19 protein-coding genes are annotated in these 18,360 nt (G+C 60.9%); 12 read left to right on the forward strand and 7 right to left on the reverse strand.

Annotation, left to right across the window (positions count from 1 at the left end; genetic code table 11):
- Positions 1-152: 152 nt before the first annotated feature.
- Entirely contained in the window at positions 153-815 is a 663-nt protein-coding gene (locus ACK4TM_RS12665; RefSeq protein ID WP_409701882.1) for an HAD-IA family hydrolase, read from the reverse strand.
- Positions 816-938: 123 nt separating this feature from the next.
- Between ACK4TM_RS12665 and glmU the strand changes: the two genes are divergently transcribed.
- Genes glmU through ACK4TM_RS12685 form a run of 4 tightly spaced genes read left to right on the forward strand, consistent with a single transcriptional unit; the run spans position 939 to position 5,317 of the window.
- Entirely contained in the window at positions 939-2,282 is a 1,344-nt protein-coding gene (gene glmU / locus ACK4TM_RS12670) for a bifunctional UDP-N-acetylglucosamine diphosphorylase/glucosamine-1-phosphate N-acetyltransferase GlmU (RefSeq protein WP_409701883.1), read from the forward strand.
- A 1-nt stretch (position 2,283) separates the two neighbouring features.
- Positions 2,284-4,104: a glutamine--fructose-6-phosphate transaminase (isomerizing) gene (glmS, locus tag ACK4TM_RS12675; protein WP_409701884.1), complete on the forward strand. Its 1,821-nt coding sequence runs from the start codon at positions 2,284-2,286 to the stop codon at positions 4,102-4,104.
- Positions 4,104-4,646 (forward strand): pyridoxamine 5'-phosphate oxidase family protein, encoded by a 543-nt coding sequence (locus ACK4TM_RS12680; protein WP_409701885.1) that lies wholly within the window; start codon positions 4,104-4,106, stop codon positions 4,644-4,646. The genes glmS and ACK4TM_RS12680 overlap by 1 nt, the downstream gene beginning before the upstream one ends.
- The gene (locus ACK4TM_RS12685) at positions 4,643-5,317 is read left to right on the forward strand and encodes a DNA alkylation repair protein (protein WP_409701886.1); all 675 of its coding nucleotides are present in this window, start codon (positions 4,643-4,645) and stop codon (positions 5,315-5,317) included. The genes ACK4TM_RS12680 and ACK4TM_RS12685 overlap by 4 nt, the downstream gene beginning before the upstream one ends.
- Positions 5,318-5,319: 2 nt before the next feature.
- On the opposite strand, the gene ACK4TM_RS12690 is transcribed toward ACK4TM_RS12685, so the two are convergent.
- Positions 5,320-5,766, reverse strand: a complete 447-nt coding sequence (locus ACK4TM_RS12690; RefSeq protein WP_409701887.1) for a D-galactarate dehydratase — start codon at positions 5,764-5,766, stop codon at positions 5,320-5,322.
- Between the two features lie 85 nt (positions 5,767-5,851).
- Here ACK4TM_RS12690 and moaA point away from each other — a divergent pair, with 85 nt between their 5' ends.
- On the forward strand, positions 5,852-6,856 hold the full coding sequence (gene moaA, locus ACK4TM_RS12695; RefSeq protein WP_409701888.1) for a GTP 3',8-cyclase MoaA: 1,005 nt from the start codon (positions 5,852-5,854) through the stop codon (positions 6,854-6,856).
- Here the strand turns inward: moaA and ACK4TM_RS12700 are convergent.
- The 3 genes from ACK4TM_RS12700 to argE form a co-directional block, all read right to left on the reverse strand.
- Entirely contained in the window at positions 6,853-8,082 is a 1,230-nt protein-coding gene (locus ACK4TM_RS12700) for an META domain-containing protein (protein ID WP_409701889.1), read from the reverse strand. The genes moaA and ACK4TM_RS12700 overlap by 4 nt on opposite strands.
- 156 nt (positions 8,083-8,238) lie before the next feature.
- Entirely contained in the window at positions 8,239-9,402 is a 1,164-nt protein-coding gene (locus ACK4TM_RS12705) for a M20 aminoacylase family protein (RefSeq protein WP_409701890.1), read from the reverse strand.
- Between the two features lie 17 nt (positions 9,403-9,419).
- Positions 9,420-10,580 (reverse strand): acetylornithine deacetylase, encoded by a 1,161-nt coding sequence (gene argE, locus ACK4TM_RS12710; protein WP_409701891.1) that lies wholly within the window; start codon positions 10,578-10,580, stop codon positions 9,420-9,422.
- 210 nt (positions 10,581-10,790) lie between these two features.
- On the opposite strand from argE, the gene ACK4TM_RS12715 reads away from it, so the two are divergent.
- The 6 genes from ACK4TM_RS12715 (at position 10,791) to ACK4TM_RS12740 (ending at position 16,963) form a co-directional block, all read left to right on the forward strand.
- A complete protein-coding gene (locus ACK4TM_RS12715) occupies positions 10,791-11,795 on the forward strand; it encodes an ABC transporter ATP-binding protein (protein WP_409701892.1) in 1,005 nt (334 codons plus the stop codon).
- Entirely contained in the window at positions 11,788-12,816 is a 1,029-nt protein-coding gene (locus ACK4TM_RS12720; protein ID WP_409701893.1) for an ABC transporter ATP-binding protein, read from the forward strand. Before ACK4TM_RS12715 ends, ACK4TM_RS12720 begins: the two co-directional genes overlap by 8 nt.
- Positions 12,817-12,840: 24 nt before the next feature.
- Positions 12,841-14,565 (forward strand): peptide ABC transporter substrate-binding protein, encoded by a 1,725-nt coding sequence (locus tag ACK4TM_RS12725; RefSeq protein WP_409701894.1) that lies wholly within the window; start codon positions 12,841-12,843, stop codon positions 14,563-14,565.
- 124 nt (positions 14,566-14,689) lie between these two features.
- The gene (locus ACK4TM_RS12730; RefSeq protein WP_409701895.1) at positions 14,690-15,697 is read left to right on the forward strand and encodes an ABC transporter permease; all 1,008 of its coding nucleotides are present in this window, start codon (positions 14,690-14,692) and stop codon (positions 15,695-15,697) included.
- Complete coding sequence (locus ACK4TM_RS12735; RefSeq protein WP_409701896.1) at positions 15,690-16,649, forward strand: ABC transporter permease; 960 nt, start codon at positions 15,690-15,692, stop codon at positions 16,647-16,649. The genes ACK4TM_RS12730 and ACK4TM_RS12735 overlap by 8 nt, the downstream gene beginning before the upstream one ends.
- A 65-nt stretch (positions 16,650-16,714) precedes the next feature.
- Positions 16,715-16,963: a DUF1289 domain-containing protein gene (locus ACK4TM_RS12740; protein WP_409701897.1), complete on the forward strand. Its 249-nt coding sequence runs from the start codon at positions 16,715-16,717 to the stop codon at positions 16,961-16,963.
- Position 16,964: 1 nt separating this feature from the next.
- Here ACK4TM_RS12740 and ACK4TM_RS12745 read toward each other — a convergent pair whose 3' ends face one another.
- Both ACK4TM_RS12745 and ACK4TM_RS12750 read right to left on the reverse strand, forming a co-directional pair.
- Positions 16,965-17,435 (reverse strand): Dps family protein, encoded by a 471-nt coding sequence (locus ACK4TM_RS12745; RefSeq protein WP_409701898.1) that lies wholly within the window; start codon positions 17,433-17,435, stop codon positions 16,965-16,967.
- Between the two features lie 45 nt (positions 17,436-17,480).
- The gene (locus ACK4TM_RS12750) at positions 17,481-17,825 is read right to left on the reverse strand and encodes a hypothetical protein (RefSeq protein WP_409701899.1); all 345 of its coding nucleotides are present in this window, start codon (positions 17,823-17,825) and stop codon (positions 17,481-17,483) included.
- A 151-nt stretch (positions 17,826-17,976) separates the two neighbouring features.
- Between ACK4TM_RS12750 and ACK4TM_RS12755 the strand changes: the two genes are divergently transcribed.
- On the forward strand, positions 17,977-18,360 hold a 384-nt coding region (locus ACK4TM_RS12755; RefSeq protein ID WP_409701900.1), incomplete at its 3' end, for a dienelactone hydrolase family protein.

Here is an 18,360-nt window from a genome sequence, read left to right on the forward strand (position 1 = left end):
CATGGACCATGTCGCGCAGGGCGTTCACATCCTCACCCAGATCAAATGTCATGGAGGCGTGAAACATCGCCCTCTCCTCCCGCTTAATTGAACGCTTGTTCAGTTGTAGGCGCAGGCGCCGCCCCCTGTCGAGTCATTTCTGCGCGGGAAAGCTAGCCGATCAGCCGCGTGACGACATCCGGCAGATCAGCAAAGCGATCAATGGTGGCATCGCTTTCCAGTGCCAGCACCACATCGCGCCCCGGACCGAAGGTGACCAGCACGGATGGCACACCGGCGTTGCGCGCGGTGTCGCGGTCGGTGATCGTATCACCCACCAGCAAGGATTGCGCGGGATTGCCGCCAGCGCGCAGCACCGCCTCTATATGATGTGCGGGGTCGGGTTTGCGCACCTGCAAGGTATCGGCCCCGATCATTGATGCGAACTGGTCGCGCACCCCAAGGCTGCGCAGCAGGGTTTCGGCAAGTGCTGCGGGTTTGTTGGTCGCGATCCCCACGGCGTAACCTGCGGTTCTCAACGCCTCGACCGCGTCCATCGCGCCGGGGTAAAGCACGGTATGGGTGGCAATCGCCTCTGCATAGGCGGCGATCAGCACGGCATATTGCGCATCCACCAGCGATTCATCCACCTGCCCTACCCGCGAAAATCCCAGCCGCAGCATCGCGCGCCCCCCGGTCAGCGCGATGGCCGCATCATCGGCATGCACCAGCAGATCGCCATGACCCAGCCCGCGAAAACAATGGTTCGCCGCCGCGATCAGATCACCGCTGGTATCGGCCAAGGTGCCGTCGAGGTCGAAAATCACGGTGCGCATCGGCAAACTTTCATGGTGCAGGGTCGTGCCATCTGTAACGTGCTGTAAACTGATGTGAAGCCCTCGCCCTTGTGATAATCGAAAACACGCGTAGAAGGCGGGAAAAAGAAGTTTGGGGCAGACATGACAACCGCATTGATTATCCTTGGCGCCGGGCTTGGCACGCGCATGAATTCCGACCTGCCGAAGGTGCTGCACCAGATCGCCGGTGCGCCGATGCTGGTGCATGCGATGCAGGCAGGTGGGTCGCTGGACGCCGCGCGCTGCGTCATCGTGGCGGGGTATGAGGCGGCGCAGGTCGAAAAAGCCGCCCGCGCCTATGACCCTGATGTCACGGTGGTTGTGCAGGACGAACAATTGGGCACGGCCCATGCCGTGGCACAGGCAAAAACGGCGCTGGCCGGTTTCGACGGTGACGCGCTGGTGCTTTATGGCGATACGCCGTTCATCCGCCCCGACACGCTGGCAGCGATGGTCGACGCGCGCCAGACCCATGATATCGTCGTGCTGGGGTTCGAGGCGGAAGACCCCGCCCGCTACGGTCGCCTGATCACGCAGGGCGATGCGCTGGACCGGATCGTGGAATTCAAGGATGCCACGGAAGACGAACGCGCGATCACGCTTTGCAATTCCGGTGTGATCGCCGCCGATGCCGCGACCTTGTTCAGCCTGATCGACACTGTCGGCAATGAGAATGCCGCGGGTGAATACTACCTGACCGATATCGTCGGCCTCGCCCGTGCGCGCGGCTTGTCGGCCACTGTGGTGGAATGCGCCGAAGCCGAAACGCTTGGCATCAATTCCCGGTTTGAACTGGCACAGGCAGAGGCAGTTTTTCAGAACATGGCCCGCATGACCGCGCTGGAGGATGGCGTGACCCTGACCGCCCCTGAAACCGTCTATTTCGCCTATGACACGGTGGTCGGGCGCGATGCGGTGATTGAACCCAACGTTGTCTTTGGCCCCGGTGTCACGGTGGAATCAGGTGCCACGATCCGCGCCTTTTCGCATCTGGAAGGCTGCCATGTGTCGCGCGGTGCGGTTGTCGGCCCCTATGCCCGTCTGCGCCCCGGCGCGGAACTGGCGGAAAACACCCGCATCGGCAATTTCGTCGAGGTCAAGAATGCGGTGATCAGCGAAGGCGCCAAGGTGAACCACCTGTCCTATATCGGCGATGCGGACATCGGGCCGCGCAGCAATATCGGTGCCGGCACGATCACCTGCAATTATGACGGGGTGTTCAAACATCACACGACGATTGGCGCGGATGTGTTCATCGGATCGAACACGATGCTGGTCGCGCCCGTGTCGGTGGGCGATCAGGCAATGACCGCCAGCGGATCGGTCATCACCCGCGACGTGCCTGCCGGTGATCTGGCGGTGGCGCGGGCGCGGCAGGACAACAAGGCGGGCTTTGCTGTGCGGTTATTTGAAAAGCTGCGGGCGAAAAAGGCGAAGGATCAATAGAATGTGCGGTATTGTAGGCGTTCTGGGCAATCACGAAGCCGCCCCCATTCTGGTCGAGGCGCTGAAACGGCTCGAATATCGCGGCTATGACAGCGCCGGGATCGCCACGATCAACGGCGATGTGTTGGATCGCAGGCGGGCGGTGGGCAAGCTGATCAACCTGCAGGACGTTCTGGTACACGACCCGCTGGCAGGCAAGGCAGGCATCGGCCACACCCGCTGGGCCACGCATGGCGCACCCAATGCGGGCAACGCGCATCCGCATCGGTCGGGTGCTGTCGCAGTGGTGCATAACGGGATCATCGAGAATTTCCGCGAATTGCGCGCGGATCTTGCCGCGCTTGGGATCGCGCATGAAACCGATACCGATACCGAAACCATCGCCCTGCTGGCCAATCACCTGCTGAGCCAAGGCATGACGCCGGTACAGGCCGCCGAGGCGACGATTGCCCGCCTGCACGGGGCCTATGCATTGTGTTTCCTGTTCGAGGGCGAGGATGATCTGCTGATCGCCGCGCGCAAAGGGTCGCCGCTGGCCATCGGGCATGGCGACGGGGAGATGTTTGTTGGTTCGGATGCCATTGCACTGGCCCCGATGACCGACCGCGTGACCTATCTGGACGAAGGCGACTGGGCGGTGATCACCCGCAATTCCGTCACGATCCGCGATGCCAACGGCAATCTGGCCAACCGCGAGATGCGCGTGATCCAGATCGATCAGGCGCAGGTCGACAAGGGCGGCTACAAACATTTCATGGCCAAGGAAATCGCCGAACAGCCGCAGGTTCTGCAAGGCGCGTTGAGCCATTACATCAACGAAGCGGCAACCGCGATCACCTTGCCTGATGATCTGGACTTCACGAAAATCCAGCGCCTGACCATGGTCGCTTGCGGCACGGCCTATTACGCCTGCATGGTGGCAAAATACTGGTTCGAACAGATCGCGGGGTTGCCGGTAGAAATCGACGTCGCCTCTGAATTCCGCTATCGTGAACCGCCCGTCACCGATGGCACCGTGGCGATCTTTGTCAGCCAGTCCGGTGAAACCGCCGATACGCTGGCCGCCCTGCGCTATATGCGCGAGAAGGCCGCGCAGATCGTGGCGGTCGTGAATGTCCCCGAAAGCAGCATCGCGCGCGAAAGCGATATCGTGCTGCCGATCATGGCGGGGGTGGAAATCGGCGTCGCCTCGACCAAGGCGTTTACCTGTCAGTTGACCACGCTGGCGGTGCTGGTGCTGCAAGCCGCGCATCAGCGCGGGCGGATTGACGATGCGGAACTGGCGGAAAAGCTCGCCGCACTGCGCGGGCTGCCGGGCCTGATGAATACCGCGCTGGGGATCGAGGATCGCAGCATCACCCTGTCACGCCTGCTGGCCGAGGCGCGCGATATCCTGTTTCTGGGGCGTGGCGCGATGTATCCGCTGGCGTTGGAAGGGGCGCTGAAACTGAAGGAAATCAGCTATATCCATGCCGAAGCTTATGCATCTGGCGAGCTGAAGCACGGCCCTATCGCGCTGGTCGACAAGAACGTGCCGGTCATCGTCATGGCCCCGCGCGATGCGCTGTTTGAAAAGACCATATCCAACATGCAGGAAGTCATGGCGCGCGGCGGCAAGGTGCTGTTGATCACCGATCAACAAGGTGCCGCCGAGGCGGGCGATGGCGTCTGGCAGACCTTGCTGATGCCCAGCGTTGACCCGTTCCTTGCGCCGATCCTCTATGCCCTGCCTGCCCAGTTGCTTGCCTATCACACGGCCATCGCAAAGGGGACGGATGTGGACCAACCCCGCAATCTCGCGAAATCGGTGACGGTGGAATAATGGGCAAGCAATTTGCGGAACTCTCTTACGCGCATCAGGCGTTCATCACCGCGCAACCGCTGTTCTTTACCGGCACGGCGGCGCGGGATGGCAAGGTCAATATCTCGCCCAAGGGGATGGACAGTCTGCGTGTGCTGGATGCGACTACCATCGCCTATGTCAACGCAACCGGCAGCGGGAACGAGACAGCGGGCCATCTGCTGGATCATCCGCGCATGACGCTGATGTGGTGCAGTTTTAACAAGCGCCCCCAGATCCTGCGGACCTATGGCACCGCGCGGACGATTCATCCGCGTGACGCAGAGTGGCGGGTTCTAGCAGCACAATTGCCCGACGTGCCCGGCGCAAGGCAGATCTATGTGCAAAGCATCGAGATGGTGCAAACCTCTTGTGGCTATGCGGTGCCGTTTATGGAACTTGTCGGCGAACGTGACACGCTGCGCCACTGGGCCGATGACAAGGGCCCGGATGGCGTCGCGACCTATTGGAAAGACCGCAATCAGGCCACGCTGGACGGATTGCCGACGAAAGTGATTGAATGACTCTTGATGATGCGCTTGCCGCATTTGGCAACGACCCCGACAAAGCCGCCGACATGGCGCGCTATCACAAGGTGGACCGCACCTATCTGGGTGTTCCCACCCCCGCGATTGACGCAATGGTCAAAGACTGGCGCAATACCCTAGACCTTGATGCACGGCTGGCGCTTGCCGCCGCACTTTGGGCCAGCGATGTGCATGAAGGCCGGATCGCCGCCGCCAAACTGCTGACTCAGGCACGTATCCGCCCCGATGACAGCGCCGCATGGGATTTGATCACCACATGGGTGCCAGATTGCGACGGTACGGCGATTGCCGATCAAGTGGGGATCGCGGGACAGAAACGGCTGGTCGCTGACCCTGCCCGCTTTGACATATTGTCAGACTGGGTCACGTCAGACCATCTGTGGACAAGACGCGCCGTGCTGGTGTTCACCCAGCCATGGACCAAACAGAACAATCCCAAACCCGCCGATCTTGCCCTGCGCGAGACTGCGTTGGATTGGGCCGGGATGCTGGCCAGCGACAGCCACAAGGTCATCCAAACCACACTGGTTGATTGGCTGGCAGGGCTTGCCAAACATGATGCCACCCGTGCTGCCGCCTTTGTGGACCAGCACGGTGCGGCGATGAAAGGTTACGCGCTTAAATCAGCGCGCCACAAACTGGGCTGATTTCACCGCAGCACGGTCAGATCGACGATCCCGGTCAGCGGGGCCTCGATCAGCCGCATCGCGGCAAGGCTGATCTGGCTGCCCGACCCCGCCGCACCGCCCGAAGGGCGCAGTTCAACGTTGATCGTGCGGGATTGATATCGGATGCGGCCTTGGCTGACGGCTGTCACCAGCGGCGTTTTCAACCAGATACCCGGCTCTGTGGGTGAACCCAAGGTGGCAGTCGTGCGCCCCAGTTCCGCGCCCCCCGCCGAGACCAGCGTCGCGGCCTGCCGGTCCGCAGCAGAGGTCGTGTCGAACTGATCCGCCGTGCGCGCGGTCCGCGGTGGCGGTGGCGGCAAAGTCATCGCCGGGATCACTGTTGTCGGGGCGTCGGGCGCTGCGACCTCTGCTTCGGGCAGGTCACAGGCGGCAAGGGTAAGCAGGGGCAGGATCAATATACGTTTCATAAACATACTTTATTGTGCGCCCATCACATGTGCAACGGCACTGATCGGACTTGCGCAGAACTGCGCCGGTGCCTAGCTTGGCCCCATGAACATCCCATTGATCGACCCATTCGCGCGCGCCATTTCCTATCTGCGGGTGTCCGTCACCGACCGCTGCGATTTCCGCTGTGTCTATTGCATGTCGGAAAACATGACGTTCCTGCCCAAAAAGGAATTGCTGACGCTGGAAGAACTGGACAGGCTATGTTCTGCCTTTGTCCGGCTGGGCGTGAAAAAGCTGCGGATCACCGGCGGCGAACCGCTGGTCCGGCGCGAGATCATGACGTTCTTTAATGCGATGGGCCGACATCTTGAATCTGGCGCCTTGCAGGAATTGACGATCACCACCAATGGCAGTCAGTTGGAAAAATACGCCGCTGACCTTTATGCCGCCGGGGTGCGGCGGGTGAATATCTCGCTTGATACGCTGGACGAGGCGAAATTTGCGCAGATCACGCGCTGGGGCCGCCTGCCGCAGGTATTGCGCGGGATCGACGCGGCACAGGCCGCAGGGCTGCGGGTCAAGATCAACACCGTGGCGCTGCAAGGCTTCAACGAAGAAGAGCTGTTCACCCTGACGGACTGGTGCGCCGACCGCGACATGGACATCACCTTTATCGAAGTGATGCCGATGGGCGATATCGGCAACGAGGACAGGATCGGCCAGTTCTGGTCGCTCAAGGACCTGCGTGCGCGGCTGGCGGAACGTGGCACGCTGATCGATTTGCCGGACAGCACCGGGGGGCCTGCACGTTATGTCCGGGTGGAGGCCACGGGGCAGAAGATCGGGTTCATCACCCCGCTGAGCCATAATTTCTGCGAAAGCTGCAACCGCGTGCGGATTACCTGCACCGGCGAAATCTACACCTGTCTGGGGCAGGAAGGCCATTCCGACCTGCGCGGTCCCTTGCGGGAGTCAGAGGCTGACGCCGACCTGGAAACCGCAATCCGTGCCGCCATCGCGCGTAAGCCCAAGGGCCATGATTTTGATTATTCCCGCCAAAAGGTCGACGGCCAGGTCAGCCGCCACATGAGCCATACCGGCGGTTAAGGCGCGCTGCCATCCGTCGCGGCCTGCGCCCGGATCACTTGACCGGCCATGCCCAGCAGAACCAAGCCGCCATCCGCATCAATCTCGAACCCGCTGACCTGTTCCAGCGCGTCGAAGAATCGCTGTTCCTGCGCCATCTGATCTGCTGCGCAAGCCATCCGCGTGGCCCCCGCCTGCGTAAATCGCAGCCCTTCGCCGCTTAGCTCATAACCCGCGAACCAGCGGTTGCACCCACCGCCGCCGGCAACACGGCCAGCAATATCAAAGCCAAGGGTGACGCGGATATCCTCCGGCACAGCCGCGCCCGCCGTTTCCGTGACAACCCATGTGCGCCCTGTCAGCAGATCCCGCGCGTCGCCGCCGCAGCCGGTGAATACGTCATTGCCAAGCGTCAGGGTGACGGTTTCGGGAAAAGGCATGCCGGACATGTCATCATGGCAGATACGATTGTCGCGCAGCAGGCGCGCATTGGTATCAGCGGTCACAAAAATCGCGCCATCGGCCTGCAACCCGGCATCCGACACCGGATAGGCCAGGTCACTCTGGCCAAGGCGGGTTATCGTCATGACGCCTTCTGCGACAGTCGCGGTCCAGAACGGCTCATTTCCGCGCGCGACGTAGGCGTCTGAAACCGGCGGCAGGCTAAGCTGGCATTCAGGCAGTTCCACCCCGTCCACAGCGACCAGCGCGCTGTCGCCGCGCGACCAGAAAAAACTTCCCGAATCGTCCGATGCGTCATAGCGGGCCCCCGATGCCGTCGCGACCGCCTGCAAAATGATCCGCGCGGTCCCGGTATCCATCACCAGCGCATCATCGGCGGAACCCGTCCGGACCATCTGCGCACCGCAGCGATAAGCCGCGCTGAACCCCAGCGGCTGATAGCGGTGCAGCACAAGATCCAGCGGCGCATCATCCATGACCAGCACCGGATCGCCAAGCCAGATCATATCCGCCCCCAGCGCGATACCGGCGCGCACAAACACATCATCCGAGGTCGTCACATCCACCGCGAATGGCAACGGCACCTGCTGTCCGCTGGTGGATTGCCGCGTCTCGGACACCAACGCGCCATCCGCGCCTGTCACTTCGACCAGCACGGTCGCATCCTCTGGCAAGGCCATCCGGTCAAGATAGCGGAGCTGTCCCGTGATGCTGCGCATATCCTGCGTCATACCGGCCAGCGGAAACAAAACGAGAACAGTCAGAAACAGGGGCAAGCGGCGCATCGGCATTCTCCAATCAGGCTCCGATCACGATATCAGCCCGCGCAGCCCGCCAAAAGGCAGATCATCGGGCGCGGGGCCAAAAAACCGTCAACGGCCCCCGGCCCCCGCTTCTTTTATTCTCAAATACTCCCGCCGGAGACCGGCCCAAAGGGCCGATCAGGCAGCAGGCATGCGCTGTTCCACGATCCCGGCCCACCAAGAACAGCCCGCGGGGATCGCATCATCGTTGAAATTGTATTCGGGATGATGAACCGACGCGCCATCGCCGTTGCCGACCAGAATATAGGCACCGGGCCGTTCTTCCAGCATGAAAGCGAAATCCTCGCCGCCCATGACCAAGGGCGCATCCTCGCAATTGCCCGCGACCGAACGGGCGACATCCGCAGCAAAGGCTGTCTGATCCTCGTGATTGACCATGCAGGGATAGCCACGGTGATATTTAACCTCGGCCTGCGCGCCAAAGGCTGCGGCGGTGCCTTCGCAGATCGCCTTCAGCCGTGTTTCGGCCAGATCGCGCATTTCTTTCGACATGGTGCGCACGGTGCCTTTCAGATGCACGCGCTGCGCGATCACGTTGAAGGCTTTGGATGACGATTCCACCGATGTCACCGAGACGACGATCTGATCCACCGGGTCGGCGTTGCGGCTGGCGATGGATTGCAGCGCGGTGATGACATGGGCGGCGACCAGCGTGCTGTCCACGGTTTCCTGCGGCTTGGCGGCATGGCCGCCCTTGCCTTCGATGGTGATGTCGAATTGGTCGGTCGCGGCAAAAAACGCGCCGGGGCGGATCGCGAAACTGCCCACGGGTCGACCGGGCCAGTTGTGCATGCCATAGACTTCCTGAATGTTCCAGCGGTCCATCATGCCGTCCTCGCACATCTCACGCCCGCCGCCGCCGCCTTCTTCGGCAGGCTGAAAGATCACGACGACCGTGCCGTCAAAATTGCGCGTCTCGGCCAGATATTTCGCCGCCCCCAACAGCATCGCGGTGTGGCCGTCGTGGCCGCAGGCATGCATCGCGCCCGGTGTTTTGGAGGCATAATCCAGCCCTGTCGCCTCATGGATCGGCAGCGCATCCATATCGGCGCGCAGCCCGATGACCTTGCCCGATGTGCCAGTCTGACCTTTGATGACGCCGACAACGCCGGTGCGCCCGATGCCAGTGACCACCTCATCACAGCCGAATGCGCGGAGCTTTTCGGCAACCAGCGCCGATGTCCGGTGCGTTTCAAACAGGATTTCGGGGTTTTCGTGCAGATCACGTCGCCATGCGGTGATTTCGGGCAGCAATTCGGCAAAGCGGTTCTTGACGGGCATTTTCTACTCCTCGGGGATTATTTTGCCAACAGATCGATGAGGCGGGTCATAAAGGCCTGCCCCTGCGCGAACTGATCGGTGCTGACATATTCGTTGGGTTGATGGGCTTGTGCAATGTCGCCGGGGCCGCAGATCACGGCGGAATAGCCGCGGTCCTGAAACTGCCCGGCTTCTGTGCCATAGCTGACGACGCTGCTGGCATTTTCACCTGTCAGATGACGGACAAGGTTTTCGGCGCTGCCACCCGTTTCGGGTACAAGGCTGGGGACGTGGAAAAATTTCTCGGCACTGATCCCGGTTTCGGGGCGGATAGCCTGCATTTCCGCCTCGATCCCGGCGATTTTGGCGCGCAGGCGGGCGTCCCATACGGCGATATCTTCGCCGGGGACCAGCCGGAAATCCAGCACGAAACGGCAATCCCTGGCGGTGATGTTATTGGCCGTGCCACCCGAAATGGTGCCGACATGCAGCGTCGTGTAAGGCGGGAAGAATTGCGCGGCGAGTTCGGACGGCGTCGCTGCGGCGTTTTCAGCATTCACCTGATTCGCCCAGTCGATAAGTTTCGCGGCCATCATGATCGCACTGACGCCGGTCGGTGCCAGCGAAGAATGCACCTCGAACCCGCGGACATGGATGCGATAGCCGACAGCGCCCTTGTGGCTGGTGACGATCTTCATCATCGACGGCTCGCCCACGATCACGCAATCGGCGCGGGGCAATCCGTGGCTGACCATATGGTCGATCATCGGGGGCGCGCCGGTGCATCCGACCTCTTCATCATAGCTGAGCGCGATCTGCAGCGGGCGCTTGATCCCGCGCATTGCCGCCTGCCCCATCGCCCATAACGCCAGCGCATCAAAGCCTTTCATGTCGCAGGTGCCACGCCCGTAAAGCCGCCCGTCCCGTTCGCTCACTGTGAACGGGTCGCTGTCCCACGCCTGCCCGTCAACAGGCACCACATCGGTGTGACCGGACAGCACGACGCCGCCATCCACTGCAGGGCCTGTATGCGCGTAAAGCGCGGCCTTGGTGCCGTCGTCATTGGGCACAATCGTGCTGTCGATGCCGAAACCGGCCAGATATAGCTTTGCAAAATCAATGAGTTCAAGATTGCTGTCCCGGCTGATCGTCGGGAAGGCGACCAGCCTGTCCATCAGTTGCGTTGCGGTCAATGTCATCGAAAACCTTCCTTTCGTGCCGTAATTTCCACCATCCTGACGCGTCAGCGCGGAAACGACCAGCACCAGCAGTGTCGCGTGCCTTGCGCAAAGCTACAAACAGGAATTCATCTTGCGGGACGCAAATTTGATGCTAGCGTCAGACAATCGCGGGGCAAGAAATGATCCTGCGCTGAAAAAATAATACTGAACCCTCTGGGGAGGTTCTGAATGCCGAATGCGGCCGCACCTGTGCTTGACGTACAGGGCCTGAAGACTGTTTTCCGAACGCGTGGCGGTGAAGTCCATGCCGTGAATGATGTGAGCTTTTCGCTCAGACCCGGCGAATTGCTGGGCGTGGTCGGCGAAAGCGGATCGGGCAAATCCGTGACAATGATGTCGCTGCTGGGCCTGCTGCCGTCCCCCCCTGCCGAGGTCCGCAATGGCTGCGTGATGTTCGATGGCAAGGATCTGTTGCGGGTCAAACCCGAAACACTGCGCGCAGTGCGCGGTGGCCAGATCGGTTTCGTGTTCCAGGACCCGATGACGTCGCTGAACCCCGTTTACACCGTGGGGATGCAAATCATGGAACCGCTGCGCAAACATATGGGTCTGCGCAAGGCTGCAGCGCGCAACCGGGCGGGTGAATTGCTCGAACTGGTGGGCATTCCGGATGCCCGCCGCCGGCTCGACGATTATCCGCATCAGTTTTCCGGCGGCATGCGCCAGCGCGTGATGATCGCCATTGCGCTGGCCTGCGATCCCAAGGTGCTGATCGCGGATGAACCGACCACCGCGCTCGACGTGACAATTCAGGCGCAGATCCTCGACCTGATGCTGCAATTGCGCGAAAAGCTTGGGATGGCGGTGATTTGGATCACCCACGATCTGGGCGTGATCGCGGGAATCGCCGACCGCGTGCTGGTGATGTATGGCGGGCAGATCGTCGAACATGCGCCGGTGGCCGACCTGTTCCGCGACCCGCAGCACCCCTATACCCGTGCCTTGCTGAAAACCATTCCGTCGATCAGCGGTGAACGCGCGCCGCGCCTGACCGTCATCGAAGGCCAGCCGCCCCTGATGACCCATGCGCCGGATGCCTGCCCGTTCCGGGCGCGCTGCGATGTGTCGTTCGCGCGTTGCGCCGCCGAAAACCCACCCCGCTATGATGTCGGTCCGGGCCATGATGCCGCCTGTTTCTATAACGCGCGCACCGGAGGTCCACGCGATGCTTGACCAAACCGCCAGACCGCTGGTGCGTGTGCGCGACCTCAAGATGCATTTCCCGATCCATGCGGGCCTGCTGCGCCGCCGCGTGGGCGAAGTGAAAGCCGTGGACGGCATCAGCTTTGACGTGATGGAAGGCGAAACGCTGGGGCTGGTGGGCGAATCCGGATGCGGCAAATCCACCTGCGGGCGGGCGGTGCTGCGGCTTTATGATATCACCTCGGGCGATATCACGATTGACGGGCATAATATCGCCACCATGTCGCAGAACCGGCTGCGCCCGATCCGGCCCACGATGCAGATGGTGTTTCAGGACCCGCAAGCCTCGCTCAACCCGCGCATGACGGTCGAGGCGATCATCCGCGAACCGCTTGACGAACATACCAATCTGTCAGCGGCGGAAAAGCGCGACAAGGTCGCCGAACTGATGGATGCGGTCGGGCTGAACCGCAAATTCGCCAAACGCTATCCGCATGCCTTTTCCGGCGGCCAGCGGCAACGGATCGGGATCGCCCGCGCGCTGGCGCTGAACCCCAAATTCATCGTCTGCGACGAACCGATTGCGGCGCTGGACGTGTCCATTCAGGCGCAGGTCGTCAACCTGCTGGAAGATCTGCAGGAACAATTCGGCCTGACCTATCTGTTCATCAGCCATGATCTGTCGATGGTGCGCCATATCGCGACGCGGGTGGCGGTGATGTATCTGGGCAAGATCGTCGAACTCGCCCCGCGCGAGGCGCTGTATCGCGACCCGCTGCACCCCTATACCAAGGCGCTGCTGTCGGCCGTGCCGGAACCCGATCCGGCATTGGCGCGCAGCACCGGACGGGTGATCCTGAAAGGCGATGTGCCGTCGCCGTCCAATCCGCCCAAGGGCTGCAATTTCTGCACCCGCTGTCCGGCGGTGATGGATATCTGCAAACAGATCGATCCCGATTACATTCAGGTGCAGCCCGGCCGCTATGTCGCCTGCCACCTGCATAAAAAGACCACGACCACTGCCGGACAAACGGCAGGGACCGAGGCGTAAGAGCGTCAACAAGGAGAAGACAACATGAAACTCAAAACAGCCCTGATGGGTGCCGCAGCAGCGGTCGCATTCACGCCGATGGCCTTTGGCCAAGAGCATGATGGCGTCCGTGGCAGCTCTGGCCACCTCAACATCATCTATTGGCAGGCTCCATCGATCCTGAACCCGTTCCTGTCGGGCGGTACAAAGGATGTGGAAGCATCTTCCATCATTCTGGAACCATTGGCGCGCTATGACGAAACCGGCACGCTGATCCCGTTTCTGGCCGAAGAAATTCCCACCGTCGGCAATGGCGGCGTGTCAGAGGATCTGACCACGATCACCTGGAAGCTGAAAGAAGGGCTGCTGTGGTCCGATGGCACGCCAGTGACGGCCAATGACGCGGCGTTCACCGCCGAATATTGCATGCACCCCGAAGGCGGCTGCGCACAATTGTCCAAATACAACGGCGTGCAATCCGTCGAAGCGGTCGATGATCTGACGATCCTGATCACCTTCAACGGCCCGCAGCCGAACCCCTATGGCCCCTTGGTCGGCGGCCAGTCCCCGATGATCCAGGCGGCGCAATTTGCCGATTGCCTTGGCGCGCGTGCGCCTGAATGCACCGAAGCAAATTTCGGCCCGATCGGCACCGGCCCCTTTGTCGTGACGGATTTCCGCACAAATGACGTGATCCAACTGGAAGCCAATCCCAACTATCGCGACGCCAGCAAACCCGCCTTTGCCACCGTGACCTTCAAAGGTGGCGGCGATGCGACGGCAGCAGGCCGCGCGGTGCTGGAAACCGGCGAATTCGATTACGCCTGGAACCTGCAACTGGCCCCCGACGTGATCGACAGCATGGCCGCAGCCGGTGTCGGCACACCGGTATCCGCCTTTGGCACGCTGGTCGAACGGATCGAGATGAACCTGACCAACCCGTCGCCAGACCTGCCGCCAGAGACACGTTCCACCGCCGCTGAACCGCATCCGATCCTGTCGGACGAGGCTGTGCGCCGGGCCTTGTCCATGGCGATTGACCGCGACCTGCTGGTCGAGGTGGGTTACGGCCAGGCTGGCCGCGCGACCTGTAACCTTGTGCCGGGGCCGGAAATCTATGCCTCGCTCGATAACACCGATTGCCTTGTGCAGGATATTGACGGCGCGATTGCCCTGCTGGAAGAGGCCGGTTGGACCGACACAAACGGCAACGGTATCCGCGACAAAGATGGCATGGAGCTGAGCCTGCTGTTCCAGACATCCACCAATGCCGTGCGTCAGGATTTTCAGGCGCTGATCAAGGATATGTGGGACCAGATCGGGGTAGAAACCGAATTGCGCAACGTCGATTCCTCGGTCTTTTTCGGCGGTGATCCGGGTTCGCCGGATACGTTTGAAAAATTCTATGCAGATGTGGAAATGTACGCCAACAACTTTGACGGCACCGATCCGCAATCCTATCTGGCCGGCTATACCTGCGACAAGGCCCCGAGCCCTGAAACGCAGTGGCAGGGCGAAAACATCAACCGGTTCTGCGATCCGGAATATGATGCGCTGATCGTCGAATTGCAGCAGACCGCCGACATCGATGAACGCAGCGCGCTGGCACGTCGTCTGAACGATATGCTGACCAAGGACACGATGACCATCGTGCCGCTGGTGGACCGTGGCCGTGTGTCGGCCCATGCCAACAGCCTTGGCGGTGTTGTCCTGAACACGTGGGACAGTGAACTGTGGAACGTCGCTGACTGGTATCGCATCAGCGAATAAAGCGCCGACGCAGCCCCGGACAACGCTCCGGGGCCTCTGCCGCCCGTGCAGAGGTCCCGGATCAGGTCCGGGACTGCGGCCCCCCTCTTGTCTCTTCCCCAAAGCTCTGACCCAAGGCGTTGCAATGCTGATTTATACCTTTCGCAGATTGCTGATCTCGATCCCGACGCTTTTGTTCATCGCTTTCGTGATCTTCATGCTGCTTGAACTCGCCCCCGGCGACCCGATGGCGCAGATGCCGCTGACCATCCCGCCCGAGGTCAAGGAAAAGATGCGCATCGCTCTGGGGCTGGGTGAACCGTGGTATGTCCGCTTTCCGCTCTGGCTCAAGCAGTTTTTCATCGTCGAGCCGCAATATTGGATCGACAATGCCTTTGGCACCAATTTCGCCGATGGCAAGCAGCGGATCATCAGCTTTCAGTCGCGCAGCCCGGTGTTCGACACCATCGCGCAGCGTTTGCCGCAGACATTGTGGGTTGTGGGCATGTCCTATGTCGTCGGCGTGCTGATCGCCCTGCCCATCGGGATCATCAGCGCCTATCGGCAATATTCGGTGTTTGATCAGGCGGGCACATTCGTGTCGATGATCGGCTTTTCGGTGCCGCCGTTCTTTTCGGGTGTTCTGCTGATCGTGATCTTTTCGGTGCAACTGGGTTGGCTGCCGTCGATCTATGACACCACGCTGGTGGTGCGCGACTGGGCGACGTTCAGGCAGCAGATGATGCAGATGGTCATGCCGGTGATGGTGTTGGCCCTGCAGACCACCGCCACGGTCAGCCGCTATATGCGCGCGTCCATGCTGGATAACCTGTCGCAGGATTACGTCCGCACCGCCCGCGCCAAGGGGATGAGTGAAAGCGTTGTTGTGCTCAAGCACGTCCTGCGCAATTCGATGATACCTGTGGTGACGGTGATCGCCCTTGGTATTCCGGCAATCTTTGGCGGGGCGATCATCACCGAACAGATTTTCAAGGTGAACGGGCTGGGGCAGTTGCTGATCCTTGCGTTGCAAGGGTCCGACATTCCGATGGTGATGACGATCACCTTCCTGCTGGCGGTGCTGATCGTCTTCATGAACCTGATCGCTGATGTGCTTTACGGTATTCTGGACCCGAGGATTCGCTATGACTGATCTGCCGCACCCCGCGCTTGCCACCCCGGCCCCGGACAAGGTCCGCAGCCAATGGTGGGATGTCTGGGCGCAGTTCCGCACTCACAAGGGCGCTGTCTTTGGCCTTGGCTTTCTGATCTTCATCACGCTGTTTGTCACGGTTGGCCCATGGCTCTGGACTGTGGAGCCCGGCAAGCTGGATATCCGCAACAAGGATGTGCGACCGATCTATCAACTGCTGTTCGACGGCGATGCAAGGGTCAGTTGGAACCATCCGATGGGCACCGACAATCTGGGCCGCGATATCATGGCCAATATCATGCAGGGCGGGCGGGTATCGCTGGCTGTCGGCTGGACCGCGATGATTTTGGCGGTCTTCATCGGCACGCTTATCGGCGTGCTGGCGGGGTATTTCCGCAAGGCGGACGGGTTGCTGATGCGATTTACCGATCTGGTGCTGGCGCTGCCTTTGCTGCCCTTGCTGCTGGTGATGATGCTATTGTTCCGTGATCCCTTGCGCGCGAATTTCGGGCCGGAGAACGGGATCTTCATCCTGATCGTCGTCGGTATCGGCATCACTAGCTGGATGCAGACCGCGCGGATCGTGCGCGGCGATGTCATGGCGCTGAAGGAACGCGAATTCGTGCTGGCCGCACGCAGCATCGGCACACCGTCGCGGCGGATCATCACCCGGCATCTGTTGCCCAATGTGCTGTCGCCGATCATGGTCTCGGCCACCCTGGGGCTGGCCACCGCGATCATCACGGAAAGCGCTTTGTCCTTCCTCGGCCTCGGCTTCCCGTCCGATTTCCCGACATGGGGCAAGATCCTGTTCGACAGCGTCGACCGCATGACTGCCTTTCCCGAACGGGTGATCTGGCCAGGGCTGGCGATTTCGCTGACGGTGTTGGCGGTGAATTACATCGGTGACGGGTTACGCGACGCATTGGACCCACGCATCAGGGGTTTGTGATCCGGAGCAGATTGACTTGCCCGACAAAAACAATCAGATACACGCGATCCCAGCGAGTATCTGACATGGCCAAAACCCCGTCCCCCTGTATCGACGTGTGCAAATTCCGACGCGAAGGCCATTGTATCGGCTGTTCGATGACCAAGGCGCAGAAATCCCTGTTCAAGTCATTGAAGAAACCGGCGCATCAATCGGCCTTTGTCACCATGCTGATGGCCCAGCAGGCGGTCATGGGGAAATACCTGCATTGGCGGCGTGCCTACGAAAAAAAATGCGCCAAGAAAGGCGCATCTTTTCCCGATCAGGTCGGATAACTCAGGCCAGGTGCGACCGCAGCATCCAGGCGAATTTCTCATGCGTCTGACCGCGTGCGATGCACAAGTCTTCGGTCAATGTATCGCCATGTTCAGCGGCCAGTTCACCCGCAGCGCCCAACGTGGCGGCCAGAGTTTCCTGCGCCTCTTGCATAACCTTGATCATGGTCTTGGCATCGGCGTCGCCTGCATGTTCGCCGACCTTTGACCGTTCGATCATTCCGGCCAATGTGCCTTCGGCATGGGCGTCCAATGCGCGAATCCGTTCGGCCAGATCGTCCTGACCGACAAAGTGATCTTCATAGATCGTCTGGAACAATGCATGCAGCGGGCCAAAGGACATGCCTTTGACATTCCAATGGAAATTCTGCGCCAACATCGTGGTCACGGCGGTTTCGGCGACGCATTGGTTCAGCGCATCGGCGATGGCGGTCTGTGCGGTCGGGCTCAGGTCAGTAGCTGTCTGTGTCATATGTGATCTCCTTTGGGATGATAAGTAAGGATGACGGCCCCGATTTCAACCAGTTTCGCTGGAATCATGCGCCGCTTTACAGACCATAAAATGCAATCGTGACGCCTGTTCGCGCGACATCCGGCTGAGAAGGGCAAAGCGATACCGCGCCTCGTCGCCTTGCCGGACGGCGTCGAGCAGGTTTTCCAACCACGCCTCGTCAAAGGATTTTTCCGCCGCGTTCAGTTCGTGAAACCGCAACCGCCGTCCCAACGCCGCTGGTAAAGCTGCCAGCAGCGCCTGCATCGGATTGCCTGACGTGACACCTGTCAGCCGCGCCTTGCGCCCGGCATCGCGCAAGCGTTGGTCAGGCTGAATTTCGGGCAGGCGACGGGCAATTGCTTGGGACATGTGTTCGGCTCCTATTCCTGACAGATATAGTCGGTCATCACGCGCTGAGCAAGAAAAACCCGTCAACAGGCTTGTGATTGGCGGTAACACGCGCGTGACCTACCCTTTCGTCAGGTCGGCAGCAGGTCGGCCGGATAACGGAGGTATTTACATGAACCGCTTGACCGCCAAGGATTTCGATCAGGATCTGTTGGAGCTTTACGATTTCTACGCCCATGGCAAGATTACCAAACGCGAATTTCTGGACAAGGCCGGACGTTTCGCCGTTGGCGGCGTTACTGCCATGGCGCTGCTCCAGATGCTCAGCCCGAATTACGCGCTGGCCGAACAGGTCAGTTTCAACGACCCCGACATTCTGCCAGAATATATCATGTACCCGTCCCCGAACGGGCATGGCGAGGTGCGCGGCTATCTCGTGAAACCCGCCAATGCGACAGGCCCCCTGCCCGCCGTGCTGGTGATCCACGAAAACCGCGGGCTGAACCCCTATATCGAGGATGTCGCGCGTCGCCTTGCCAAGGCAGGGTTCATGGCG

The organism is Yoonia sp. (genome assembly GCF_046292185.1).
Taxonomy (GTDB): Bacteria; Pseudomonadota; Alphaproteobacteria; order Rhodobacterales; family Rhodobacteraceae; genus Yoonia.